Origin of the sequence: Gallaecimonas mangrovi (assembly GCF_003367375.1) — a bacterium.
Classification (GTDB): Bacteria; Pseudomonadota; Gammaproteobacteria; order Enterobacterales; family Gallaecimonadaceae; genus Gallaecimonas; species Gallaecimonas mangrovi.
This window is the reverse complement of sequence record NZ_CP031416.1, coordinates 346,732-371,982: the sequence shown is the minus strand read 5'-3', so window position 1 is coordinate 371,982 and position 25,251 is coordinate 346,732. Positions and strand designations below refer to the sequence as shown.

Annotated in this window: 23 protein-coding genes and 1 pseudogene; 6 read left to right on the top strand and 18 right to left on the bottom strand. The window is 52.5% G+C overall.

All coding sequences use genetic code 11. The annotated features are described in order from the left end of the window. Positions 1-43: 43 nt before the first annotated feature. The 6 genes from DW350_RS01765 to DW350_RS19845 all read right to left on the bottom strand — a co-directional run bounded on the left by DW350_RS01765 (position 44) and on the right by DW350_RS19845 (position 5,839). Positions 44-853: a DUF1338 domain-containing protein gene (locus tag DW350_RS01765; RefSeq protein ID WP_115717202.1), complete on the bottom strand. Its 810-nt coding sequence runs from the start codon at positions 851-853 to the stop codon at positions 44-46. 54 nt (positions 854-907) lie between these two features. Next, a complete protein-coding gene (gene astD, locus DW350_RS01760; RefSeq protein ID WP_115717201.1) occupies positions 908-2,368 on the bottom strand; it encodes a succinylglutamate-semialdehyde dehydrogenase in 1,461 nt (486 codons plus the stop codon). 3 nt (positions 2,369-2,371) lie between these two features. Next, positions 2,372-3,397 carry an arginine N-succinyltransferase gene (gene astA / locus DW350_RS01755; RefSeq protein ID WP_115717200.1) on the bottom strand — a complete coding sequence of 342 codons (1,026 nt, stop codon included), beginning with the start codon at positions 3,395-3,397 and terminating at the stop codon, positions 2,372-2,374. Positions 3,398-3,457: 60 nt separating this feature from the next. Then, a complete protein-coding gene (locus tag DW350_RS01750) occupies positions 3,458-4,675 on the bottom strand; it encodes an aspartate aminotransferase family protein (protein ID WP_115717199.1) in 1,218 nt (405 codons plus the stop codon). A 210-nt stretch (positions 4,676-4,885) separates the two neighbouring features. Next, positions 4,886-5,449 carry an anthranilate synthase component II gene (locus DW350_RS01745; RefSeq protein WP_115717198.1) on the bottom strand — a complete coding sequence of 188 codons (564 nt, stop codon included), beginning with the start codon at positions 5,447-5,449 and terminating at the stop codon, positions 4,886-4,888. Positions 5,450-5,668: 219 nt separating this feature from the next. Continuing rightward, positions 5,669-5,839 carry an efflux RND transporter permease subunit gene (locus DW350_RS19845; RefSeq protein WP_226911427.1) on the bottom strand — a complete coding sequence of 57 codons (171 nt, stop codon included), beginning with the start codon at positions 5,837-5,839 and terminating at the stop codon, positions 5,669-5,671. Between the two features lie 208 nt (positions 5,840-6,047). Here DW350_RS19845 and DW350_RS01735 point away from each other — a divergent pair, with 208 nt between their 5' ends. Further along, positions 6,048-8,258, top strand: a complete 2,211-nt coding sequence (locus tag DW350_RS01735) for a TonB-dependent siderophore receptor (RefSeq protein WP_115717196.1) — start codon at positions 6,048-6,050, stop codon at positions 8,256-8,258. Between the two features lie 78 nt (positions 8,259-8,336). On the opposite strand, the gene trpS is transcribed toward DW350_RS01735, so the two are convergent. From trpS to rpe, 3 genes are read right to left on the bottom strand one after another with little or no spacing between them, the layout of a single operon-like run. Then, entirely contained in the window at positions 8,337-9,341 is a 1,005-nt protein-coding gene (gene trpS, locus DW350_RS01730) for a tryptophan--tRNA ligase (protein ID WP_115717195.1), read from the bottom strand. A 2-nt stretch (positions 9,342-9,343) separates the two neighbouring features. Further along, positions 9,344-10,000 (bottom strand): phosphoglycolate phosphatase, encoded by a 657-nt coding sequence (locus DW350_RS01725; RefSeq protein WP_115717194.1) that lies wholly within the window; start codon positions 9,998-10,000, stop codon positions 9,344-9,346. Continuing rightward, on the bottom strand, positions 9,997-10,671 hold the full coding sequence (rpe, locus tag DW350_RS01720; RefSeq protein WP_115717193.1) for a ribulose-phosphate 3-epimerase: 675 nt from the start codon (positions 10,669-10,671) through the stop codon (positions 9,997-9,999). Before rpe ends, DW350_RS01725 begins: the two co-directional genes overlap by 4 nt. A gap of 124 nt (positions 10,672-10,795) precedes the next feature. On the opposite strand from rpe, the gene DW350_RS01715 reads away from it, so the two are divergent. Beyond that, positions 10,796-12,247: an NAD-dependent succinate-semialdehyde dehydrogenase gene (locus DW350_RS01715; RefSeq protein WP_115717192.1), complete on the top strand. Its 1,452-nt coding sequence runs from the start codon at positions 10,796-10,798 to the stop codon at positions 12,245-12,247. A 135-nt stretch (positions 12,248-12,382) separates the two neighbouring features. Next, positions 12,383-12,604 (top strand): hypothetical protein, encoded by a 222-nt coding sequence (locus DW350_RS01710; RefSeq protein ID WP_115717191.1) that lies wholly within the window; start codon positions 12,383-12,385, stop codon positions 12,602-12,604. A 25-nt stretch (positions 12,605-12,629) separates the two neighbouring features. Here DW350_RS01710 and DW350_RS01705 read toward each other — a convergent pair whose 3' ends face one another. From DW350_RS01705 to DW350_RS01665, 9 genes are all read right to left on the bottom strand, one after another. Beyond that, positions 12,630-13,490 carry a Dam family site-specific DNA-(adenine-N6)-methyltransferase gene (locus DW350_RS01705; protein ID WP_115717190.1) on the bottom strand — a complete coding sequence of 287 codons (861 nt, stop codon included), beginning with the start codon at positions 13,488-13,490 and terminating at the stop codon, positions 12,630-12,632. Between the two features lie 33 nt (positions 13,491-13,523). Further along, on the bottom strand, positions 13,524-14,813 hold the full coding sequence (locus tag DW350_RS01700) for an SPOR domain-containing protein (protein WP_115717189.1): 1,290 nt from the start codon (positions 14,811-14,813) through the stop codon (positions 13,524-13,526). An 8-nt stretch (positions 14,814-14,821) separates the two neighbouring features. Next, the gene (gene aroB / locus DW350_RS01695; protein ID WP_115717188.1) at positions 14,822-15,904 is read right to left on the bottom strand and encodes a 3-dehydroquinate synthase; all 1,083 of its coding nucleotides are present in this window, start codon (positions 15,902-15,904) and stop codon (positions 14,822-14,824) included. Between the two features lie 3 nt (positions 15,905-15,907). Next, positions 15,908-16,423 carry a shikimate kinase AroK gene (gene aroK / locus DW350_RS01690; protein ID WP_115717187.1) on the bottom strand — a complete coding sequence of 172 codons (516 nt, stop codon included), beginning with the start codon at positions 16,421-16,423 and terminating at the stop codon, positions 15,908-15,910. A gap of 251 nt (positions 16,424-16,674) precedes the next feature. Continuing rightward, positions 16,675-18,675, bottom strand: a complete 2,001-nt coding sequence (locus tag DW350_RS01685; protein ID WP_226911367.1) for a type IV pilus secretin PilQ — start codon at positions 18,673-18,675, stop codon at positions 16,675-16,677. An 89-nt stretch (positions 18,676-18,764) separates the two neighbouring features. After that, positions 18,765-19,295: a pilus assembly protein PilP gene (locus DW350_RS01680; protein WP_115717185.1), complete on the bottom strand. Its 531-nt coding sequence runs from the start codon at positions 19,293-19,295 to the stop codon at positions 18,765-18,767. Next, positions 19,276-19,863 (bottom strand): type IV pilus inner membrane component PilO, encoded by a 588-nt coding sequence (locus tag DW350_RS01675; protein WP_115717184.1) that lies wholly within the window; start codon positions 19,861-19,863, stop codon positions 19,276-19,278. The genes DW350_RS01680 and DW350_RS01675 overlap by 20 nt, the downstream gene beginning before the upstream one ends. After that, complete coding sequence (locus tag DW350_RS01670) at positions 19,860-20,438, bottom strand: PilN domain-containing protein (protein ID WP_115717183.1); 579 nt, start codon at positions 20,436-20,438, stop codon at positions 19,860-19,862. The genes DW350_RS01675 and DW350_RS01670 overlap by 4 nt, the downstream gene beginning before the upstream one ends. Then, positions 20,438-21,505 carry a pilus assembly protein PilM gene (locus DW350_RS01665; RefSeq protein WP_115717182.1) on the bottom strand — a complete coding sequence of 356 codons (1,068 nt, stop codon included), beginning with the start codon at positions 21,503-21,505 and terminating at the stop codon, positions 20,438-20,440. Before DW350_RS01665 ends, DW350_RS01670 begins: the two co-directional genes overlap by 1 nt. A gap of 139 nt (positions 21,506-21,644) precedes the next feature. Here DW350_RS01665 and DW350_RS01660 point away from each other — a divergent pair. From DW350_RS01660 to bfr, 3 genes and pseudogenes are all read left to right on the top strand, one after another. Next, positions 21,645-24,133, top strand: a pseudogene (locus DW350_RS01660) (penicillin-binding protein 1A); the annotation flags it as partial. Between the two features lie 174 nt (positions 24,134-24,307). Further along, entirely contained in the window at positions 24,308-24,526 is a 219-nt protein-coding gene (locus tag DW350_RS01655) for a bacterioferritin-associated ferredoxin (RefSeq protein WP_115717181.1), read from the top strand. A 52-nt stretch (positions 24,527-24,578) separates the two neighbouring features. Further along, positions 24,579-25,055 (top strand): bacterioferritin, encoded by a 477-nt coding sequence (gene bfr, locus DW350_RS01650; RefSeq protein ID WP_115717180.1) that lies wholly within the window; start codon positions 24,579-24,581, stop codon positions 25,053-25,055. Positions 25,056-25,251 lie beyond the last annotated feature (196 nt).

The window sequence follows — 25,251 nt, the reverse complement described above, 5'->3', positions numbered from 1 at the left end:
AAAAAAGGCCGCTTAAGCGGCCTTTTTTATTCGCGGTATTGCATTAGCTTTTGGCGTTGGTGCTTTCAAAAATCTTATCGGCACTGGCTGCCACAAAGCCGGTGTAGAGCTTGCCGTTGGCCATGGGGTAGCGCAGGGCAAATTCGTAAAAGCAGCTGGGAATAGCAAAGCTGCCGTCACTAAATTGCACCTGGGCTTTATCAGCCATGGTGGACGACTGCTCTAAACAGACCTCGGCACTGCCTTTAATTTCGCCGCCAGCGGTGTTGAGTATAAAGCCTGCGTCTTTGAGCGCTTGGTTAACCGCAGTTAATGTCTCGAAGTTATTAAGGTGGTTAACCGACACCGTGAAATGGTTGGCGCGGTAGCCATAAGCCGCCATCCAGGCCGCGTATTCACTTTCTTCCAGCAGCGCTTGGTAGTCACTATGTGACACCTGCCAGTGGCTGCCGGAATAAAGAAAGTCATCAGCGGTGGTCGCCGCCGCATCCACGTTTGCCACCATCTTATGCACCAGCGCTTGCAAGGCCGGGCTGCATTTTTCTACCAGCAGCTCGGAGATAAACACCTTGGGCTGGGTGTCATCCGGGTGCTCAAAGTGCTTGGCGTAAAGCTTTTTCGCTTCGAAGTGGTACTCACCCTTTTCCTCGTAGCCCAGGGCAAGAAAGTGTGCAGCCAGCTTGTCCAGGCCAACGTTGGGCAAGTTAAAGGTACGGAAAGCCACATGGTCGTTAATGATGTCGGTGCCCTGCTCGGAGCTTGCCAACAACTGATGGACCTTGGCGGCGCTGGGAGTGACGTCCAGGTAATTATTCCAGAGGCACTCAAATAGCTGATTGATGTCCTTGTGCATAGAAACCTCTATGTGATGTAAAAACGGCAACCCAAAGGCTGCCGTTAAAATGCATTACAAGCTAAGGCCAGGGGCCAGACTTGCCGGGGCGCTAACCGCCTCCACCTCAACACTGGCAACCGGATAGGCGCAATAGTCAGCGGCATAGTAAGCGCTAGGCCGGTGGTTACCGGAAGCGCCAACACCACCGAAAGGTGCCGCACCTGACGCGCCGGTGGTTTGCTTGTTCCAGTTGACGATGCCGGCGCGAATACGGCGGAAGAAATAATCCCAATCTTCGCGGCTATCCGACAGCAAACCGGCCGACAAGCCATAACGGGTGTTGTTGGCCGCAGTGATGGCAGCGTCGAAATCGTCGTAGCGGATCAGTTGCAGCAGCGGACCAAAGTATTCTTCGTCGGGCAGCTCGCCAATGGCGGTCACATCAATTAGCCCAGGGCTCACCCGGCCAGTATCCGCTTGCAGGTGCTTGAGCTCAACCAGCGGTTCGCCGCCAAGGCCTTTAAGCTTATCTTGCGCCGCCACCATGGCTTTGGCGGCTTTGGCGGAAATGAGCGGCCCCATAAAGGGCTGCTCTTCATCAAACTGGCCACCTACCTTGATGGCTTTCACCGCCGCAACCAAGCTAGCAACCAGTTGGTCGCCCTGGGCACCGGTTGGCACATAAAGGCGGCGCGCACAGGTACAACGCTGGCCGGTAGAGATATAGCCAGATTGCAAAATCTCGTGCACCGCGCCTTTGATATCGGCCACTTCACGCACCAGCAGTGGGTTATTACCACCCATTTCCAGCGCCAGAATTTTCTCGGGCTGGCCACCAAATTGCTGATGCAATAAATGGCCGGTGTTAGAAGAGCCGGTAAAGAACAGGCCATCAATACCTTTGTGGCTAGCCAGCGCCTTACCGGTTTCAAGCTCCCCTTGCACCAGGTTAATGACCCCGGCGGGTAAACCGGCAAGCTCCCACAGTTTAAGGGTTTGCTCAGCGGTTTTCGGGGTCAGCTCTGACGGTTTAAATACCACGGTGTTACCAGCAATAAGCGCCGGCACCATGTGACCGTTAGGCAAATGGCCAGGAAAGTTATAAGGGCCAAACACCGCCACCACGCCATGGGGTTTGTGGCGAATAAAGGCGCGGCCACCGGCCACGTCGTTTTCCACCAAACCGGTGCGTTTTTGATAAGCGCGGGTAGAGATGGCGATTTTGCCTACCATCGCCGCCACTTCGGTTTGGGTTTCCCAAAAGGGTTTACCGGTTTCTTCGGCAATGGTGCGGGCCAAGGCTGCTTTGTTGGCTTTAAGCTGCTCGCCAAAGGCGGTGATAATCGCCAAGCGCTCTTCCACGCTTTTATCGGCCCAGGCCACAAAGGCGGCGCGAGCTGCCGCAACGGCGCTATCGACTTGGGCTGGGCTGGCACCCTGGCCTTCCCAGATAACGCTGTCGTCGGCCGGGTTATGTGAGGTAAAAAGTGGGCCTTCGCCCACCTGCCATTGGCCGTTAATCAGTTGGCTCATGGTTTACTCCTTCTCAAAGGCAATAGCGCGCACCCAATCACCGGCTTTGACACCCAGGGCGTCAGCAGTGTCTTGGTCAATCACCAAGTCGCCTTTTTGATGGCGAGCTTGGGCAAGGGTGCAGCGAAATTGCTGAAGATGGGTGTTGGCAATCATGGTCTGTACGCCATCAGAGGCGTCGCCAATAGCCACTTCCAGCCGTTCGCTTTCACGAATGGCGTTAATTTGGTCGATGTCGCATTCCACCGTGGGGCCAGCATCAAACACATCAACATAGCCCCGCCAGCGAAAACCTTCTGCCATCAGCAGTTTCAATGCCGGGCGCGTTTTGGCATGTACATGGCCTATTACTTCCTGCGCGGCCTTGGGCAACATGTCCACGTACACCGGGTAGCGCGGCATCAGTTCGGCAATAAAGGTTTTCTTACCCAGGCCGGAAAGGTAGTCGGCTTGGGGAAATTCCATGTCAAAAAAGTGCTGCTGTAGCCAGTTCCAAAACGGCGAAACGCCGCTGCCGTCACTAACGCCGCGCATTTCGGCGATCACGGTTTCGGCAAAGCGTTCACGAAATTCAGCCAGGAATAAAAACCGGCATTTCGACAGCAAACGACCATTAAAACCCTGGCGATGGCTTTCGCTTAAAAACAGCGTGCACAGCTCCGACACGCCGCTGTAGTCGTTACACAGAGTCAGGGTTTTCAGTTCTTTATGTACCCCAAGGGCCGGCGAAGAGTGTACGGCGGTACCCAGCTTGTAATGCCAAAAGGCATCGGCTTGGCCTACTCGGGCTTCAAGGGCAGTGGTGCCAACCACATCGCCGGTGTGGGTGTCTTCCATCACCAACAGATAACCTTGCTCACCTTGGTCACATTCGGCGTCGCTGAGTTCGAAAGACGCCTCGGAATGGGCGATTTTGGCAGCCAGCCGCTCTTCGTTAACCGGAAGCGAGGTAAAGCCAACCCCGGATTCCTCGGCAATACGCAACAAGGCACCCAGATCTTGGCTGGTAATAGGACGGATAACCAGCATAGATGGCTCCTTTGATAGGTGTGAGTCACAAGGGCGACGCCAGGCGTCGCCCAAGTCGGCTCAGGCGCCGACCACCTTGGCAACGGCACGTTCAAAACGGGCCATGCCTTCTTTGATGTCGTCTTCACTAATCACCAAAGAAGGAGCAAAACGCACCACATCAGCACCGGCAACCAGCACCATCAGTTGCTCGTCAACAGCGGCGGTGAGGAAGTCGCGGGCCCGGCCTTTGTATTCGTCGCTCAGTACCGCACCCAGCAACATGCCCATACCGCGCACTTCTTTAAACACCTTGTATTGGCTGTTAATGGCTTCAAGGTGCTCGCGGAACCAGGCTTCGCGCTGCTTAACACCGTCCAGCACAGCAGGGGTGTTAACCACGTCGATAACGGCTTCGGCCACGGCACAAGCCAGCGGGTTACCACCGTAGGTAGAACCGTGAGTACCAACCTTCAGGCTGGCCGCAATCTTGGCGGTGGTGAGCATGGCGCCGATGGGGAAACCGCCACCCAACGATTTGGCTGAGGTCAGAATATCGGGGGCTACACCGTATTTTTGGTAGGCGTACAAGTAGCCACTGCGGCCCATACCGGTTTGTACTTCATCGAAAATCAGCAAGGCATTGTGCTTGTCACACAGGGCGCGAACACCTTCAATAAAGGCTTGCTCGGCAGGAATAATACCGCCCTCACCTTGCATCGGTTCCATGACCACGGCGCAGGTTTTGTCGCTAATCAGCTTTTCAAAACCGGCCAGATCGTTGTAATCGAGGTGGTCGATAGCGCCAGGTTTGGGGCCAAAGCCGTCGGAATAGGCAGCTTGGCCACCAACGGTAACGGTAAAGAAGGTGCGGCCATGGAAGCTTTTATTAAAAGAAATGATCTGATCTTTGCCTTCACCGAAATGGTCAAGGGCATAACGACGCGCCAGTTTAAAAGCCGCTTCGTTAGACTCGGCGCCAGAGTTGGCAAAGTAAACCCGTTCGGCAAAGGTGGCAGCAGTTAGCTTTTTCGCTAAGCGCAGTGCCGGTTCGTTGGTCATCACGTTAGACAGGTGCCAAAGCTTTTCGCCTTGTTCTTTTAAGGCGCCCACCAAAGCGGGGTGACAATGGCCCAGCACGTTTACCGCAATGCCGCCGGCGAAATCGACGTATTCTTTGCCTTCTTGGTCCCATACCCGGGCACCTTTACCGCGCACAGGAATGATAGCCGCCGGATTGTAGTTGGGGACCATTACTTCATCAAAAGTGGCACGGCTGACTGGCATTTGCTCGGACATAATTGTTCTCCAATGGGTTTGGGCATGCGGGGCTGGCAAGACATAAGTACGAGGGCCCACAGGCCAGGTAAGACGATGGCTCGATTATCTCAGTAGCTTCGAGCACTTTCTCTGGCATCTTACCCTTAGATAGATATCCCTATCGATTGTCGCAAAAAATTTTGCTTATCCAAGGTAATGAAACATTAGCCAGACTAATTTGAGCGGTATTTAGAGGCTGAGAAAATTGGCCAGTAAAGCGTGGCCAGCTTCGGTCAGAATGGCTTCGGGATGAAACTGCACGCCGTGAAGGGCAAGCTCGGGTTGGCAAAGCCCCATAATAAGGCCGTCGTCGGTCCAGGCATTGACCTCAAGCCCGCTAGGCAGCGTGGCGTTATCGACCACCAAAGAATGGTAACGGGCGACCGTCAGCGGTTGGGGAAGCCCCTTAAAAACGCCGCTGCTGTTATGGGTGATAACCGAGGTTTTACCGTGCATTACCTGGGGCGCTGTAACCACCTTGGCCCCCAGCACCTGTGCCAGGGTTTGATGCCCTAAACAGACCCCTAAAATTGGCAGCTGCCCTTTAAATTTATCTACGGCGGCCAGGGAAATGCCGGCTTCATTGGGGCTGCAAGGCCCTGGGGAAATCAGCATTCGCGCTGGCTTTAGCGCCGCAATATCGGACAAGGTCACCGCATCATTACGCACCACATGCACTTGCTGCCCCAACACTTGTAAGTACTGCACCAGGTTGAAAGTAAATGAATCGTAGTTGTCGATGACCAGCAGCATAATATAGCTAACCAATTGATTTTAAAATTAAAGCCAGGCTACAACCTGAGAGAAACATTGCCTAATGGCGTTAGCCATACCGCCCTCGCGCCCAGCAAGGGGCGCTATTGTCACCGAAGCCCGCAGCGAATGAAATAGTCCCAACCGCAACCGAAGTTAAGACCCTTTCAAAAAAAGAAGGAGCTGACAGCTCCTTCTTTTAATGACCAGAAAAGACATTTAGCGCCTTTGTAGCCGTGCCAGCTTTCGCTTTGAAAACCAGGGGTAGAGCACCGGCAACAGCAGTAGCGTAAGCGCCGTCGCGGTGATTAAGCCCCCGACAATGACCGTGGCGAGCGGCTTTTGGATCTCGGCGCCGACCCCGTTGGACAGAACCGCGTTATTACACATCATTACAAAGTGTTTTTATCTGCTATCCCATTGGCACTTAACGCTATCTGAGCCTTAAAAACAGGGCCTATAGCGCATCAGCCGTTTCTCACTACTCACCTTGTCTCACTGCCACCGGACCAACTTTCATGCATTTAAATGGAAATAAGAATATATATCGTTTAGATTGCCAACTTTCTTGCTGTGGAAAGATAAAAAGATGAAAACAATGGAGAAACCTCGCCTTACCATTATCGCCGCCGCTGTGCTGGCGGTGCTTAGCTATTCGGCCAATACTGCAGCGGCACAGACGACGACCGAGACAACCAAAAAGACCGACAACCAAAAGCAAAATAACGATAAAAAAGACGACAAAGACGTTGAGAAAATCACCGTAAAAGGCAGTTACACCGTAAGCAGCGTTGTTGATACTGCCACCGGTCTGGGGCTGACTCTGCGCGAGACACCACAGTCGGTAAGCGTGCTAACCGCCTCGCGCATTCGCGACCAAGACATGGAGTCGGTAGTCGATGCGGTGCAAAACACCGTGGGCTTGTCTTCCATCGCCGTGGATAACGTTCGCAACACCATGCAGGCCCGCGGCTTTGACATCACCAATTATCAAATAGACGGCGTGCCACTGAGCTGGAGCCTGGGCGGCGATGCCGGTGAAACCATTGCTGATGTATCCATTTACAAGCGCATAGAAGTGGTGCGGGGTTCAACCGGCTTACTTACCGGCGCTGGCGACCCTTCGGCCTCCATTAACTTGGTGCGAAAACACGCTGACAGCACCGACTTTACCGGCTATGTCAGTGCCGGTGTTGGCAGCTGGAACAAGCGGGAAGTCACCACCGATTTGTCCTCTGGCCTTAGCCAAGACGGCTCGTTGCGCGGCCGCTTTGTTGGTAAATACGAAGATGGCGATTCCTTTACCGACTATTACTCCAACAAAAAATCGGTGCTCTATGGTGTTGTTGAAAAAGATATCGACCCCAACACCCTGTTAAGAGTGGGCGCCAGTTACCAAGACAACAAGCCCAAAGGTGCGGTTTGGGGCGGCTTGCCTGGCGTCTTTAGTGATGGTTCTACCACCAACTGGGACCGCGCCACCACCACGGCTGCGAAATGGACACGCTGGGAAACCACCAGCAAAAACTACTTTGCCAACCTAAGCCACAGCTTTAATAACAGCTGGCAAGCGGTGTTTAATTACAACTACCTGAAATACACCAGCGACACCAAGCTGCTCTATCTCTACCCCGCCAGTGACGACGATGAGTCAGAGCAAGACACCGTCGAGGGCCTCGATAAAGACACCGGCAGCGGCCTAACCAGCTACCCCTATAAAAGCCATGGCGACAGTGCCCAAAACAGCTTCGACTTCCAACTAAAAGGTCAATATGACCTGCTGGGCCGGGAGCACGACGCGGTGTTTGGCGCCATTTACAGTAAACAAAAAGCCAAAACCGTTAGCTATGACACCGATGCCTACCCCGACGTCGATAACTTCTATGACTGGGACGGCAACTTCACTGAACCGAACTGGTCAAGCCAGGCCAGCGTCGAGCAGGACATGGACACGGTGCAAAAGGGTTACTACGCAGCTACCCGCCTTAATGTTACCGACGAGCTAAAAGTGATTGCCGGTGGCCGCCTGGCCAGTTGGCAGCGCACCGGCGTCAGCTATGACGAGGTCAGCGACTACGGCGACGACAACGTCTTTATCCCTTATGCCGGCGTGCTGTATGACTTGACCGCCCAGCACCGCCTGTACTTTAGCTATACCGACATCTTCATGCCGCAAAACGCCCAAGACCGTAACGGCGACTTCTTAGATCCGGTGACCGGCAAAACCTACGAACTGGGACTAAAGAGCACCTTCTTTGGCGATATGTTGCATACCTCGGTGGCGGTTTATCGCATTGAGCAAGACAACCTGGCGCAAGACGATGTTGAAGACGGCGTGACCTACTACGTGCCAGGCTCGGTAAACACCGTTGCCCAGGTTGGCGCCAAAGGCACCGTCAGTAAAGGCTTTGAACTGGAAGTGGTTGGCCGCCCGGTTGCAGGCTGGGATATTAGCGCCGGTTACTCACAGTTTGCGGCCAAGGATGCCAGCGATGCCGAGGTCAACACCGACCACCCACGTAAACAATTCAAGCTGTTCACCACCTACCAGTTCCAGCAATGGCTGCCGTCATTAACCATCGGCGGTGGTATTAACTGGCAGTCGCAAACCTATACGGCTGACGTGCGCCAAGGCGCTTACAGCGTGGTTAACTTAATGGCCCGCTATGAGGTGATGAAAAACCTCGATGTGCAGCTAAACGTTAATAACCTGCTGGATAAGACCTATTACAACTACCTGGATTCGTCCGATGAGGTGCGCTTTGGCGACCCCAGCAACTTCGCTCTGGATTTGCAGTATCACTTTTAACCCGAAGGTGGCCGCTGGCCACCTTGTTCTGGGCAATAAAAAAGGCACCAAAAGGTGCCTTTTTTGTCATTAAAACCCTTAGGGGCGCGGTACAAACCCCACCGCCTCGTAAACCTTTTTAAGGGTTTGCGCGGCGCGGCTACTGGCCTGCTCTGCACCCTGGCGCATGATGGCATCGAGGGTGGTGCGGTCTTCCCTAAGCGCCTTATAACGGGCCTGCAAAGGCTCAAGAAAGCTGACGACTGCTTCGGCAACATCGCCCTTGAGGTGCCCATACATGCGGCCTTCAAATTCGGCTTCCAGGGTTTCAATGGTTTTACCGCTAATGGCAGACAAAATACCCAGCAGGTTGGATACGCCGGCCTTATTCTCGGCGTCAAAACGTACCATTGGCGGCTCGTCAGAGTCGGTCACGGCGCGTTTGATTTTTTTGGTGATAACCTTGGGATCTTCCAACAGGCCAATGAAGTTGCCCTGGTTGTCGTCAGACTTGGACATCTTCTTGGTGGGGTCTTGCAGGCTCATCACCCGCGCCGCCACTTTCGGAATAAAAGGCTCGGGAACCGTGAACACGTCGCCGTAGATGTTGTTAAAACGGAACGCGACATCGCGAGACAGTTCCAAATGCTGTTTTTGGTCCTGGCCCACCGGAATTTGGTTGGCTTGGTACAACAGGATGTCCGCCGCCATCAATGCCGGGTAGGTAAAGAGGCCAGCATTGATGTTGTCGGCAAAGCGGGCCGATTTATCCTTGAACTGGGTCATGCGCGACAGCTCGCCAAACTGGGTGTAGCAGTTCAGTACCCAGGCCAACTGGGCGTGCTCAGGCACGTGGGATTGCACAAAAACGCTTGAACGTTTCGGGTCAATACCACAAGCCAGATAAAGGGCCAGGCTGTCGAGGGTGGCTTGGTAGAGCTTTTGCGGGTCTTGGCGCACGGTAATGGCATGCAAGTCGACAATGCAATAAAGGCAATCGTAGTCGGACTGCATCTGGTCCCACTGCCGAAGCGCGCCCAGGTAGTTGCCAAGGGTTAGCTGGCCGGAGGGTTGCGCACCACTCAAGACAATGGGTTTAGACATGACTAACAATACCTCTGTTGCAGGGCGGGAAGCTCTAACAGCGCCGCCAGGGAATCAATAACTAGGTCGGGGTAGTAAAGGCCGATATCTTCCCCGTAGTTGTAACCGCCCGTCAAGCCGACGGACATCGCTTTCGCCGCTTTCGCCGCTTCAATATCATTTTTGGAGTCGCCAACCAGCATCAGTGCAGCCGGCGCAATATCCCAACGCTCGCACAACCACTGCAGCGGCAGGGGGTCGGGCTTTTTCGCGGCCAGGCTATCACCATATAAAAGGTGTTCAAAGCAGCGTTCAATGCCCAGCGTTTGCACCAGTGGCAGTGCAAAACGGCTGGCTTTATTGGTGACCAGCGCCAGTTTAAAGCCGCGTTCCTTAAGAGCAGTAAGCGTCTCTTTCGCGCCGGGAAGTAACGCTGAATCAACCGCCAGGTGCTGCTCGTAAGCCGCCTCGAAGAGGGCTAAGGCCTCACTTGGGAGCCCGGCTTCGGCGCTGGCACGCTCCACCAGCTTGGTAATGCCATTACCAATCCATTGGCTGACCTTGGCTTCAGTTACCGGCGCAAGACCCAACTGCTGGCGCATGGTATTGGCAGCCCAAGCAAGATCTGGCAATGAATGCACCAAGGTGCCGTCAAGGTCGAAGGCAACGGCCGTGATCACGCCTGCGCCTTAGCAATTTCGCTACGCATGGCATCAATCACCGCTTTGTAATCGGGTTTGCCGAAAATGGCAGAACCGGCGACAAACATGTCGGCGCCGGCAGCGGCGATATCAGCAATGTTCTCCACTTTAACGCCACCGTCGATCTCAAGGCGAATATCACGGCCGCTGGCATTAATGCGTTCACGTACTTGTCGCAGCTTATCAAGGGTACCGGGGATAAAGGACTGGCCACCAAAGCCGGGGTTAACCGACATCAGCAAAATCACGTCCAGCTTGTCCATAACGTAATCAAGGTAATGCAAAGGCGTGGCCGGGTTAAACACTAAACCGGCTTGGCAGCCGCTGTCTTTAATCAGGCCTAAAGAGCGGTCAAGGTGGTCTGAAGCTTCCGGGTGAAACGTAATGATGCTGGCACCGGCCTTGGCAAAGTCAGGAATGATGCGATCGACCGGCTTAACCATGAGATGCACATCAATGGGCGCCTCGATGCCATAGTTACGCAACGCCTCGCAGACCATAGGCCCAATAGTGAGGTTAGGCACGTAGTGGTTGTCCATTACGTCGAAATGCACCACATCGGCCCCTGCCGCTAAGACATTAGCAACGTCGTCGCCCAGGCGGGCAAAGTCGGCAGACAAAATAGAAGGGGCAATCAAAAACTCTTTCATGGTCCGGCTCCAGATTCAGTCGGCGCTATTGTAAACCAAGCGGCGCTACTGTTCATGGGTAGTCAAACATGACTTTGCTAGGCTAGATGCTGAATGGTCAGTACATCAGGTTAATGGAGGTAACATGCAACTACGTGACCCAGAATTACTGCGCGTTGAAGCTTACGTCGATGGCCAATGGCTAACGGCTGAAAAAACCTTTGATGTCACCAACCCTGCCGACAACAGCTTACTTGGCCAAGTGCCAATGCTAACTGGCGATGCCATCGAAACCGCCATTACCGCCGCCCAGCAAGCCTTCGGCTCCTGGAAGGCGTTAACCGCCAAGGCGCGGGGACAAAAACTCAGGCGCTGGTTTGAGCTGATCATGGATAACCAGCAAGATTTAGCGCAAATCATGAGCGCCGAACAAGGCAAGCCCATAGCCGAAGCCCGTGGCGAAATCGCCTACGCCGCCTCTTTTGTAGAATGGTTTGCCGAAGAAGCCAAACGCGCCTACGGCGATGTGATCCCAGCCCCCAATAGCAGCCAGAAAATTCTGGTTACCCGCGAACCGGTTGGCGTGGTCGCGGCAATTACACCTTGGAACTTTCCCGCTGCCATGATCACCCGCAAGGTAGCGCCGGCCCTGGCGGCTGGTTGCACTGTGGTGGCCCGCCCAGCCTCCGCAACTCCCCTGACTGCCCTGGCTTTAGCAGAACTCGCCCACCGCGCCGAAATTCCACCGGGGGTGCTTAATATGGTTACCGGCAGTTCTTCGGTTATCGGCAAGGTGCTGACCGACAGCAATAAGGTGCGCAAGTTGTCCTTTACCGGCTCTACTGAGGTTGGCGCCAAATTGATGAGCCAATGCGCCCATGACATCAAAAAGCTGTCGCTGGAGTTAGGTGGCAATGCGCCTTTTATCGTGTTTGAAGACGCTGACCTTGATGCGGCGGTGGAAGGCGCCATGGCCGCAAAATTTCGTAACGCCGGGCAAACCTGCGTCTGTACCAACCGCTTTTACGTGCATGAGAAAGTCATGGAGCGCTTTGTCGATAAGCTCAGCCAGGCCATGCGCACCTTAAATGTGGGCGCCGGTAACGAATCGGGCGTAACCACTGGGCCACTTATCAACCAACAGGCTGTCGAGAAAGTCGAGCAACACATCAAGGATGCGTTAGCAAAAGGTGCCACTTTAGAGATGGGCGGTAAGCGCCACAGCCGCGGCGGTAATTTCTTTGAACCCACCCTTCTCACCGGTATGACGCACGACATGCTGGTCGCCAAGGAAGAAACCTTTGGCCCGGTAGCAGCGTTGTTTTCTTTCAGTGACGAAGACCAAGCCATTGCCATGGCCAACGACACGCCCTTTGGCTTGGCTGCTTATTTCTACAGCCAAGACTTGGGCCGGGTGTTTCGCGTTGCCGAGGCGTTGGAGTCGGGCATGGTTGGCATCAATACCGGTTTGATTTCCAACGAAGTGGCGCCCTTTGGCGGAGTTAAGTCGTCAGGGCTAGGCCGGGAAGGTTCTCAATACGGACTGGAAGAGTTTATGGAAATGAAATACCTGTGCATTGCCGGCCTAAATCGATAAATGCAAAAGCCCGGTTCGCCGGGCTTTTATTCAACTTGTGTGATCGGTAACGGCATTGGCATAATGAATGTAAGTGGCCAGGTTTTAATCAGGTTGTTATAATCGGCAACAATTTCTCTTCCATGGAGCCCAACGGTGAATATCAAAAAGACGCTCGTGCTTGGCGGTATTATCAGCTTGTTGCTGGCTGGTGGAATTTGGCTATCGCACCCTTCCTCGAAAGTAGAAGAACCCGACACCCAACTGAGCTGGGGGCAATGGCTGATAGGCCGTAGTGGTTCGGTGCAAATGCATTTTCTGGATTTGCTGGAACTGTTAACTCGCCAAGAGCACAGCGGCGTGCAAGTGAAAAAGTAAGCCGATTGGCTGCTAGCTTTTGTTATTAGCCTTGTACTAAACGCGGATACTTCACCACTTCTTCTTGCTGTTCGGCTTGGTGATACAGCGCCAACAGCTCCCCTACCTTCTGACGCCCCTTGCCATTGCGGCTAATGCTGCGTTTGACCTGCACCGTATTGAGATTGGCATCGCGATAAAGCCAGCGGGTATGCTCGGTGTCGTGATTAGAGATCAATACCGACACTCCGCGCTGACTCGACTCCAATGCCGTTTTCGCCAATAACGCCTGGTCATCCAGGGTAAAGCCGGGGCTGGCATAAGTGGTAAAGCTGGCCGTTACCGACAGTGGCACATAAGGCGGATCGCAATAAACAACGTGATCGGTTTTTGCCGAACGCATGCTGTGCACAAAGTTTTGGCAGGTAAAGGTGGCGCGCTTGGCCTTTTCTGCAAAATGTCCCAGCTCATCCTCTGGAAAATACGGCGCTTTATATGACCCAAAAGGCACGTTAAAGCCGCCTTTGCGGTTATAGCGGCAAAGGCCGTTGTAACCGTGGCGATTAAGGTACAAAAACAGCAGTGCACGCTGGTAGGTATCAGTGGTGGCATTAAAGCGCTCACGCATCTGATAGTAGGTTTCTTTATTGTTGGTTTTTGGACCAAAAAATTCGCGGGCGTCACGAATATAACGCTCGGGATCCGTGCTCAGATGTTGATAAAGGGCAATCAAATCAGGATTGATATCATTGAGCACATAGTGTTCAAAATCGCTATTTAAAAACACCGAACCGGCACCCACAAAAGGCTCAACCAACACCTTGCCTTGCGGAAGGTGACGGCGAATATCCTCAACCAGCGTGTATTTGCCGCCAGCCCATTTGAGAAAGGCTCGGTGTTTTTTCATGAATACCAAAATGGAAGGTTCCGGTCCGCCATTCTAGCCTTTGCCAGCAGCAATTGCTGCCTTGATTTTGTCGTAGCGTTTTGGCCAGGCACCGGCGTCTCGAAAGCGTTTAGGCAAGGTGGCCTTGGCCGCATTGGCTTGCGCCAGGCTGGCGTAATTGCCTTGTACCACCAAATAGAACACTTTGCCGCTACGGCGCGTTTTTACCATGTACCAATTACCGACTTCTTGCCCCGCCATTGCTTGTTCAATTTTCTGGGCATTCTGGCCAGCAATAAGCTGCAGCGCATAATGGCTGTCTGGCACGTTATCAGGCCAACTACTGACCGGTTTTACGTCGGGTTTCGGTGCTGCTTTTTCTGCAGCGGCTTTAGTGGCAACCGGCTTTACTTCTACCTTGGCGGTAGACTGCGCCGAGGTGGGTTCGGTTTTCGAAGCTACTGGCTCAGTGGTGGCCTTTTTGGCGGGCGACGCTGGGCCGCCAGTACTGCTATTAACGGCAGTGCTCTCGCCGGTGGGCGCAGGCGTATCCGACTCATGAATAATAAACTTGCGCATCTCCGGTACAGATGGCTCGTTACTGACCGGGGCGGCAGTGGTATTTTTAGCGTCTTCTTGCTTGGGCGCACTGCCATCAGAAAGCGTATTAGCCACCGGTTGCGGGCTAACGTTAAAACCACCCACTGGTTGCGTATCATCCCCTAAGTTAAGTTTGACCGACTGGCTTTGAGGTGGCTTATTGTCAGGGGAAAATACGTAAACCGCGCCGAACAATACAACAGCAAGAACGACGGCAGCCGCAACAATAATCAAAGTGGGTTTTCGGGACTTCACCGACGTTACCTCTGGCGACATATCTGTGTTATTCACTGACCCCAGCATAATGGGCTGCCAATCCAACTTGGGAACCACAGCCACATTCGGAGCCAACACCAATAGCCCTATGCTGTCTTCGGTCAGTTGAGAAAGGCGCAACAATTCCCGAAAGATCTCTGCTTCCACCGCAGTAGAAGCGTCCACCACCAATAAGCGATTAGCCTTTTGCTGGGACAAGCGTAGATAGCTGTCAGCCAATGTATCGTCAGGATTTATAACGGGATCTGAAAACCACTGCGATAAAATATCGGTACGCAGTTTACGGATGCCAGGGGACTTTTTATAACGCAGTAGCGCGACATCCAAGGTGTCAGGCAGTTTGTCGAGCAGGCGATTGAGTAGCAAACCACGGTCGGCGTTGTCGGGTTCCACCACGACCACCGGATCTTGACCGAAATGCAGAAGGTGCTGGATGCGGTTTAGCAAGGCCTCCAAGGCGTTTGGCATAGCTCCACTCAGTGATTGGCCGATTGAACCGTCGCGATAGCTGCCACAATTTCAGACTCAGTGGCGTCACTAACCACTGTGGCCTGACCCAAGCCAATTGGCAATACCAACCGCAACTTGCCTGCGAGCACTTTTTTGTCTCGCATCATCAGCGGTAGGTAGGTTTGTGGTGCCATCTCAGCGGGGCCTTTTAATGGTAACCCTGCCGCACGGTTCAAGCGGTAAAGGCGCTGGATTTGTTCATCATCCAGCATCCCTCTGGACTTAGCAAGTTCGCTAGCCATTAGCATACCCACACCCACAGCTTCGCCATGCAGCCAGTTACCATATCCTTGGTGAGCCTCAATAGCATGGCCAAAAGTGTGGCCAAGATTAAGGTGGGCACGCACGCCTTGCTCGCGCTCGTCTTGCGCGACAACCTCAGCCTTGATTGACAGCGAACGGGCAATGGCATGGGCTAGCAGTGCTTTATTTTTACTGCGAAGCCCTGCCATATTGGCTTCTAACCAGGTGAAGAAATCCGGGTCGGCAATCACGCCATATTTGATGATTTCGGCAAGGCCTGCCGACATCTCGTTATCGGGCAGCGTATCCAACCAGTCCAAATCCACAAACACGGCTTTGGGTTGGTGAAAGGCCCCGATAAGATTCTTACCCAAGGGATGGTTAACGGCGGTTTTACCACCAACAGCCGAGTCCACCTGCGACAACAAGGTGGTGGGCAGTTGAATAAAATCCATACCGCGCTGATAGCAGGCAGCGGCGAAGCCGGTAATATCACCAACCACACCACCACCCAGCGCTATCAACAGGCCATCACGGCCGAGGCCGGCTTCAATCAAACAACCGATTATCTTTTCCAGCTCGCCAATGTTTTTAGCACTTTCGCCATTGGGAAGCGGGTAAGCGGTGACCGATTTTGGGGCATCACCCAAAAACGCCAGTAAGGTTTTAAGATGTTGAGCAAGGGGCTCCTGGCTAACAATAACCACAGCGCGCCCTGATACATGCTCTTTTAGGCTGGGATGCAGGCCGGTACCAATCTGTATGGGGTAACTCCGGTCGCCAAGACCTACATCCAGCTTAATCATGGTTTAAAAACCTAATTGGTCGATAATTTGACTGGCCACGCTACGTGCACTCTGGTCGTCAGTACGCACAATAATATCGGCCACTTCTTCATAAAGCGGGTTACGTGTTTCGGCCAGTTGCACCAGGGTTTCTTTGGGCTCACCTTTAAGGAGCAGAGGGCGACGCTTATCTTTCTGAGTGCGGGCCAGTTGCTTCTCAATGGTCGTTTCCAGATACACCACAATGCCACGTGCGGAAATACGGTTACGGGTGTCCTTGTTGATGACTGCACCACCACCGGTTGCCAGGACAATTCCCTGCATCTCGGTCAGCTCTTCGATGACGTTGCATTCGCGTTTACGAAAGCCATCCTCGCCCTCGACATCAAAAACCCAGTTGATATCTGCGCCAGTACGGCGTTCTATCTCATGGTCTGAGTCGTAGAATTCCAGGTGCAGATCCTGGGCAAGTTGACGGCCTATAGTACTTTTTCCAGCCCCCATAGGGCCGATAAGAATGATATTGCGTTTTTCTGCCATATTGGTTGATACGTCTTCGCTATCTGAAACAGGGGCCTAGGCCCTGGTGAAAGTTCCCCACAGGTCGTTCGGTGACGGCGGATTATCGCAATTGTACAGCCTTCAGGCAACTGAACATGCCTAGCTTTATTTTTATGCGGTAGTAATGGGGCTACATCGCAAAAAAAGGCCCTGATTTATCAGGGCTTTTATAAAAATCATGTCACCAATAAAAAGCCCTGCACTGGCAGGGCTTTTCTATTAACGGATAACTATTCCATATCTTCGGTGACAATTCTCGGTGTAACGAAAATCAGCAGCTCGCTTTTGACATTCGAATCGCTGGTATTTCTAAACAACCACCCCAACCCAGGAATGTCACCCAACAGCGGTACCTTATAGACAACTCTAGATTTTTCTTGCTGGAAAATACCACCCAGCACAATGGTTTCGCCGTTATCCACCAACACCTGGGTACCGATTTCCTTGGTGTCGATAGCCACCGCACTACCGGTTGCAGTTTGCACAGTATCACCACGGGTGTCTTCCGTGATCACAAGGTCGAGAATGATTTTATTATCCGGGGTGATTTGCGGGGTGACCTGCAAACTCAGCACGGCCTTTTTAAAGGTAACGGATGTGGCCCCAGACGAGGTGCTTTGTACATAGGGTATCTCTGTACCCTGCTCAATGTATGCTGCCTTTTGGTTAGCGGTTGTCAGGCGGGGATTAGAAATAATCTCACCCTTATTTTCCTGCTCCAATGCCGACAGTTCTAAATCTAACAGTTTACCGTCCGCCAGCTTGGCGATGTGAAAACCGATAGAAGCAGCGTTGTCCACTGCGGCGGGCAAATTCACATTCAAACTGTCAGACAACTCAGCGGTGCTGGTGCTATCTACTGCCGAGTAAGCGCCCTCCAAAGAACCGGAGGTGCTGTTACTGCCATTGGCATCGGTAAAGCCGAGCCGAACGCCCAAATCTTCCACCACACTGTCTTTAACGGTAACGATGCGTGACTCAATCAATACTTGTTTAACCGGCACATCCAACACCTTAATAAGGTTCTTCACCTGCGCCAGTTTTTCTTCGGTATCTTGCACCAGCAAGGTATTGGTGCGCTCATCAATGGTCACAGTGCCGCGCTCGGACAGCAAACTGGCCCCACTGCTTTTCAGCAGCTCCGCCAGATCTTTGGCCTTGGCATAATTGATTTGAATGAACTCGGAAAACAGCGGCACCAAGGTCTGTACCTTATTCTGCGCTTCAAGCTCTTGTGCTTCTCTTGCCGTTAGCTCATCAGCGGGTGCCACCATCAGAATGTTGCCGTCGACCCGTTTATCTAGCCCTTTCACTTTCAGCACGATATCCAGCGCCTGATCCCAAGGAACACCGTCCAAGCGCAACGTTATGTTGCCCTTCACCGTATCGGAGGTCACCAAGTTGAAGTTGTTGTAGTCAGCGATGATCTGCAGCACGGTGCGCACTGGAATATCCTGGAAATTCAGTGAAATACGCTTACCGTCATAGGCAACCCGTTGCTTGTCTTTGGCTGGCTCTTTTTTCGGTAACACTTCTAGCGAAAAAAGGTTATTTGACTGCTGATATTTAAAGGTGAAATGGCCAGTAGGCTTAATCACAATGCGCGTTTTGTCACCGTCTTTGAAGGTCTCGATGCTTTGTACCGGGGTTGCAAAATCAGTGACATCAAGTTGATAGAGCAGCTTTTCAGGAATGGCGGTATTAAGAAACTCCGCCACAATGCGGGGGCCTTGCTGCTGCACATCAACGGCGGCTGATGCGTTCTTCATGAATACCAACATCCGCCCTTCGCCGTCTTTGCCACGGCGAAAGTCTATGGCCTTAATGGCGTTGATTTGCTGGTTGGCTACTTCGCTTTCATTAGCGCTGGTAATGGCTTGCCCCAGCGAGACGATGTAACGGTTATCCACCCTTTTCGTTTGGTATGCGGTCAGTTTTTTAAGATGTAACACAGCACGCACACCGTCATTGATGGGTGTGGTGGTAATACTGTCCAAGCCACCCGCGTCCACCACAATGTCGGCCAAAGCCAGTTTGGAACTAACGCCCCGAAAATCGATGTAGAGTTCAGCAGGGTTATAGGAAATACGTGTACGGGGCTCGATAAAATCACCGTCCATCACAAACTCGAGCTCAATGCCTTGTTTACCGAGTGTATTTTCCCGCACGTCCACCAAAGACGCTGCTTGCAGCTGTGCCATCGGTAGCAGCCACAGTAGGCCCAGTGCCATTTTTTTTGCCCGACTCCATACCGAGTGCGCCGGGGTTCTAGGGGATTTGCAAGCATTCATCACATCATTTCCCTTCGAGAAATTCATTGTTATTCACCGACCAGCTCGAGTGATGCCTCACGCACCAGCCAGCACCCCGCCCCATCCGGAACCAACTCCCGCACCTTGATAGCGTTTTGGGAGATCTCCTGAATCAAACCGTTGTACAGCCCCACATAATTGCCAATGGTTACCCGATATAAATTACCGTCACCCGCCCCAACTAGTGCCCAAAGCTCTTTGGCATTACCCAAGGTGCCCTTCATCGCCAAGGTATCGAGTGGAAACTGTTCCAAGGGCTCTTTTACCCGGTCAAAATCGGGTTGCAGGCAATCCGGGTTATTTTTACCGGCATTTTCAGCGAGCAATTCTGGGCTGGGTGGTGAAAACGGGCTGCGCCTATCACCCGGCTGATAGCGAAAATGTTCAAATGGCTTGAGCTCCGGCATCGGCTCAATTGGCGGAACCGGCCGCTTTTTGACTTGCGTAATAAAGGCTTGCAGATCACCGATATCGTCGTTACAGCCACTGATGAAGATGGCGCAGAGCAACAGCAGCCAGCTAAGGTTTCTTCTTGGCATTGCCATCCTCCTTATAACGATACGTTTTGGCCTGCAGCTTCATAATGAGCTTGTTGTTATCCGCGGCCTTAATGTCGAAATTATGGAGAGTGACAATGCGTGGCAATGCCGCCACATCACTAACGAAGGTACCGAGTTGGTGATAATCGCCCACCACTTCGATATCGATAGGAAGTTCGATATAAAACTCTTTTTCCTGCGGTGCCTGCCATTGAATAACCCTGAAATTCAAGCCGCTGGTGGTACCAACGAAGTTGATATCGTCCAAAAGCCCAGCGGTTTCATCTTGGGTGGGCAGCTGCTTAAGAAACTGCGCGAAATTTTCTTCCAGTTGCAGCATCTGGGAACGGTAGGCCTGTAAGTTAGCGGCCATACGCTGCTTGGTTTGGTAGGTTTGCTTGAGCTCGGTTTCCTTTTTTTGTTCGGCAAACAGCTGGTCTAGGTTGTCGCTAATCAGCAGGTAATAAAAGAGCGCAGCTACCACCACACAGACAAAGCCAATAAAGACCGCCTTAGCGGCTTTAGGCCAAGAACCGATCTCCGAAAAATCCAGTTCACTGATGTTCATGGCTTACCTCCTTTGGCTGCGGAGGAAGACTTCACCCCATCCAGGCGCACCTGAACGCCCAAATCAAAATCAGACAAGACACTGGATTTATTGACCGACTGAATACGCCTTGGCTCAGGGTTAGCCAGCCACTCAGACTCTTTGATGTAGCGAATAAAACTGGAAACACGGTTGTTCGACTCGGTTTTACCTTTAATGGAAAGCTCGTCGCCATCACGGCGAATCTCCATCAAGTACATGCCGGGGGGAACCGAGCTGGCAATGGTGTCAAAAATATGGGCGGTAACATTACGGCTGGCACGTAGCCGTGCAATTAAGTCCATGCGTTTTTGCAAATCGGCTTTTCTTTTTTTCAGCAACTCAATTTCGGAGATCGCCTGCTCAAGCTCTTTAATTTGGCCTTGCAAAAAGGCATTGCGATGACGCTGCCCGTCGATGTACTGGCCAACAACCCAGTTGGCAAAAAACATCAACAGCACAGTGACCAGCACCATGGCGATAAGTGTGGCGGTAAACTCCTTTTTTTCTTTTTCTCTGGCTTCTTCCCGCCAGGGCAGCAAATTAATATTGGCCATTAGCTAAAACTCCTCTGGGCAAGGCCAGTAGCAATAGCTAGCGCAGCATTGTGACGCTCTAAATCGCGCTTGTTGACGTTGGCACCAATTTTCATCCCTGCAAACACATCCGCTACCACCACCGCAAATCCCAACTCTTCCGTTAGCATTTGCGCTAAACCCTCAATATCAGCAGAGCCACCGGTTAGCAGTAGCGCCTCAAGGCTGTCATGGCCGGATGTGGTGTAAAAAAGCTGCGTTGAACGACGAATAAGCTGTAGTGCTTCGGTTTGGAAAGGCGCCAGCACGTCTAACGCCGCACTGGCGGGCAGTTCTTCGCGCAGTTTTACCCGCTCGGCTTCATCGCCGCTCATGTCATAGGCTGACTGAATAAGTTGATTGAGCTGCTCGCCACCGAAGGCTTCTTCGCGGGTGTAGATAACCTCCCCTTGGTCGACTACCGCTAAAGTACTGGTGCGGGCACCAATATCAAAAACCCCCACCAGTTTATGGTCAGTAAGGCCGGGTTGACGTGATGCTACCGCCGCCATTGCCCGCCCTAAGGCATAAGCCTCAATATCCATCACGCCGGTATCAAGGCCGGCTATCTCCATGGCACTGACCCTGGCAACCACAGATTCAGAACGTGCAGCAGACAACAACACATCTACACGAGAAGGGTCGTTTATATGAGGGTGGAGACGTTCGAAATCGAGATTGACCTCATCGAGCGGGTGAGGGATCAGGTTTTCAGCCTCAACCTCAATCTGACTCATCATTTCATCGTCGCTTAAGGAAGCATCCATGAGAATGACCTTTGTCATCACCGATGAGCCGGCTACCGCCATGGCGGCGGTTTGTATTTTGGAGGGCAAGCGACGCACCAGACGACGCAGTGCCTCACCCACTGGTTCGATGTCTTGGATCTCGTGGTCGACAACCGCCCCTTTAGGTGTTGGTTCAACAGCCACCGCTTCTACTTTGAACGTGTTACCATTTTTAGCCAGTAACACGGCCTTGATTGAGTGGGAGCCGATATCAACGCCAACCATGACGGGAGTTTGTCGACGGAAGAATGTTGCAAGCATATGTCCGTCGTAAAATTTTTGTTATGTGGTGACAAAGAATAGTGCTCTTTTTGCAAGTGGTCTAGTTGACCGCTTATAGTTTTGCCGCCTAATCAAACAGATAATCCAGAGCGGTTTAGGGGCAATTGCGAGGTGTTTAGTGAAGTGGCTGGTTAGAATATTGTTTGCGCTTGGGCTGATGGCCGTTGTTGGTGCGGTCTCTGTGGTGGGAATGTACTACTACATCAAGCCTGAACTGCCCAGTGTGGCGGTGCTCAAGGACGTGCGCCTGCAAACCCCAATGCGGGTTTATTCCGCCGACGGAGAGCTGATCTCCCAATTTGGTGAGAAGCGCCGTATTCCACTTTCCATAAAAGATATGCCCCATCAGCTGATAAGGGCATTTATCGACACCGAAGATAGCCGCTTCTACGAGCACCCTGGCGTTGATTTCGTCGGATTGGGCCGCGCCGTTGTTAACTTAATTTTAACAGGCCATAAATCGCAGGGCGCCAGTACCATCACCATGCAGCTGGCAAGAAACTTCTTTTTAAGCCGCGAAAAAACCTACATTCGCAAAATAAAAGAGATGTTTATTGCCTGGCACATCGAACAGCTGCTGAGTAAAAACGAAATACTGGAGCTTTATCTCAATAAAATTGAGCTGGGACATCGCGCCTTTGGGGTTGGTGCTGCGGCGCAAGTGTATTACGGAAAAGATGTAAAAGACCTGACCTTGCCAGAGATGGCAACTTTGGCCGGGTTGCCTAAAGCCCCCTCAACGCTAAATCCATTAGCAGCCCTGAGCGTTCTATTGCCCGCCGTAATGTGGTGCTGCTGCGGATGAAAGAAATGGGTGACATCACCCAGGCTGAATATGACTCAGCCACCAAAGCCCCCAACACCGCTAAATATCATGGCGCCGAGATCACCTTATCAGCCCATTATGTTGCCGAGATGGTTCGCCAACAAATGGTTGATTTGTTTGGCGAAGAAGCCGCGTACGGCGAAGGCTACCAAGTTTACACCACCATTAACGCCAAAGATCAGCGGGCAGCGCAACACGCGCTTATTACCAATGTTCTGAACTACGACCGCCGCCATGGCTGGCGTGGGCCCGCCGAAAAGCTCAAAGGCTGGCCTTGGGATGAAGAAAAGATCCAGCACTATCTGAAAACTCAGATGACCTACAACCCGCTTATTCCTGCCGTTGTCACTGCGGTTCAAGACCAATCAGCCACCGTAGAGGCGAAAGGCAAAGGGCAGCTGCAGCTTGATTGGTCAGCGCTGGACTGGGCACGTCCTTATATTGATGAAGACAAACAGGGGCCTTCACCTGAAAAAGCCAGCGATATTCTCGCCCCGGGTGACGTTGTTTATGTGCGTCCCCATGACAAAGGCTGGTTGCTGGCACAGATCCCAGAAGTCAACGCCGCTATTGTGTCGCTGCGCCCCAAAGACGGAGCTATCCAGGCTCTGGTCGGCGGCTTTAATTACTATCTGAGCAAATACAACCGGGTTACCCAGGCTAAACGCCAGGTCGGCTCAAACATCAAACCCTTTATTTATTCAGCAGCGCTGGATAACGGCTTTACCTTGGCATCTTTGGTCAACGATGCGCCCATCAACCAGTGGGACCGTTCTGAAGGTTATGCCTGGCGGCCAAAAAACTCGCCGCCGGTTTATAATGGCCCCACCCGGGTACGCCGCGGCCTGGCCCAATCAAAAAACGTTATGTCGGTGCGGCTGTTAAGAGCGGTAGGTATCGACACCGTGATTAAGCGCCTGACCCAGTTTGGCTTCCCCGAAGCAGACTTGCCCCATAATGAATCGCTGGCACTAGGCTCGGCTTCCTTAACGCCGATGGAGCTGGCACGTGGCTTTAGCACCATTGCCAACGGCGGCTTTTTGGTAACCCCTTATCTGATTGATAAGGTAGAAGATGGCTACGGTAATCTGGTGTGGATGGCCGCGCCCAAAGAGGCCTGCGAAGAATGCGCCGAACTGCTGGCCAAAACCCCGGCCTGGCCTGTTGCCAATGACCAAGATGCAGCGCTGAATGCAGCTTTTGCCCAAAACCAAAATGACATTGGCTGGCAAGAACAATGCGCCGTTGCTCCTTTGGGTGAAAACCGCATAGCCCCCCGGGCCATTAGCCAGCAAACCGCATTTTTAGTGACCCAAGCGATGGAAAGTACCATTTGGGGCGGCGGCTCATGGCGCCACGGTAACGGCTGGAATGGTACTGGCTGGCGAGCGGCGCGCCTGATTAAGCGCCACGATTTAGCCGGTAAGTCAGGTACCACCAATGACTCGCGAGACGCTTGGTTCTCTGGCTTTAACCCATCATTACAAGCCACCAGTTGGATAGGCTTTAACGACTACACCCATAAGCTCGGCCATACCAGCCGCGATAGCGCCATTAAAGATGACTCCATTTTTGGTGCTGAAGGCGGCGCAAAAAGTGCAGGACCCGCCTGGAATGCCTATATGAAGGACGCCCTTGAGGGCACCCCCGTTATCGGCTTCCCGGTGCCGCCGGGCATTGTCACCGTCCGTATTGACCGTAAAACCGGCAAACTGACACGGGCGACCGATTACACCAGCCGCTTTGAGTATTTTAAGGCCGGAACTGAACCCAAGACCTTTATTCGTGATTCTCTTGCCAACCCCTTTGATGGGCCGGTGAACCCGACGCAAAGCAGCAATGACGATATCTTCTCACCCGGGGATGACCAAGACTCCCAGCAGCAAAACGAACATTGAAATAATAACAGTTCGCATTTATAATCCGGTCCAACCCAATCGCTGGACCGGATATTTATGTACGTCTGTCTCTGCAATGCTGTCACTGACAAAACGATCCGTAAGGCCGCTGCCTCTGGCTGCCATTCTTTGGCACAGTTACGCTGTGAATTAGGTGTGGCCGACCAATGCGGTAAGTGTGCACGTCATGCCAAAGCGGTGCTCAATGAAGCCCGTGCTGAAAACAAGCACCCGCTGGTTCCGAAAACGCTTCTCATTACTCAAATAGCTGTTTGACAAGGCTTTTTCAGCAAGCCATGCTTCGTACTAGAAACAATAGGAGCAGGCGATGAAAGGCGATAAGAAAGTCATTCAAATTCTCAATAAAGTACTGGGCAATGAACTGGTTGCCATTAACCAGTATTTCCTTCATGCCCGCATGTACAAAGATTGGGGTTTAGAACGCCTCGCCGACCACGAATACCATGAATCCATTGATGAAATGAAACACGCCGATTGGCTCATCGAGCGGATTTTGTTTCTTGAAGGCCTGCCTAATCTGCAAGATCTCGGTAAATTATCCATTGGCGAAGATGCCAAAGAAGCACTGCAGAGCGATCTCAATCTTGAGCTTGCGGCCATTCCCGACCTAAAAGACGGCATTGAGTACTGCGAAAAAGTGCGTGACTACATCAGCAGAGACTTATTGCGCAAGATTTTGGACTCGGAAGAAGACCATGTTGACTGGCTGGAAACACAGCTCAGCCTTATTGGTTCGGTAGGGCTGCACAACTATCTGCAGTCGCAAATGCACGAAGACGAGTAGCCCAGGCTGTTCATATTCGTCTCAGATTGTATGAGAGCGACGACGCTGCAAGGCACAATGTTTAAACTCAATAGACCTTGTGCCTTAACCTTTTCATTTTGTGCGAATTATCGTCAGTTATTGTCTGTTAATTATTAACAATGCCATCGCTAAACTAGCGTTGTACCGCTATGGCATCAACGCAAAACATAACGTC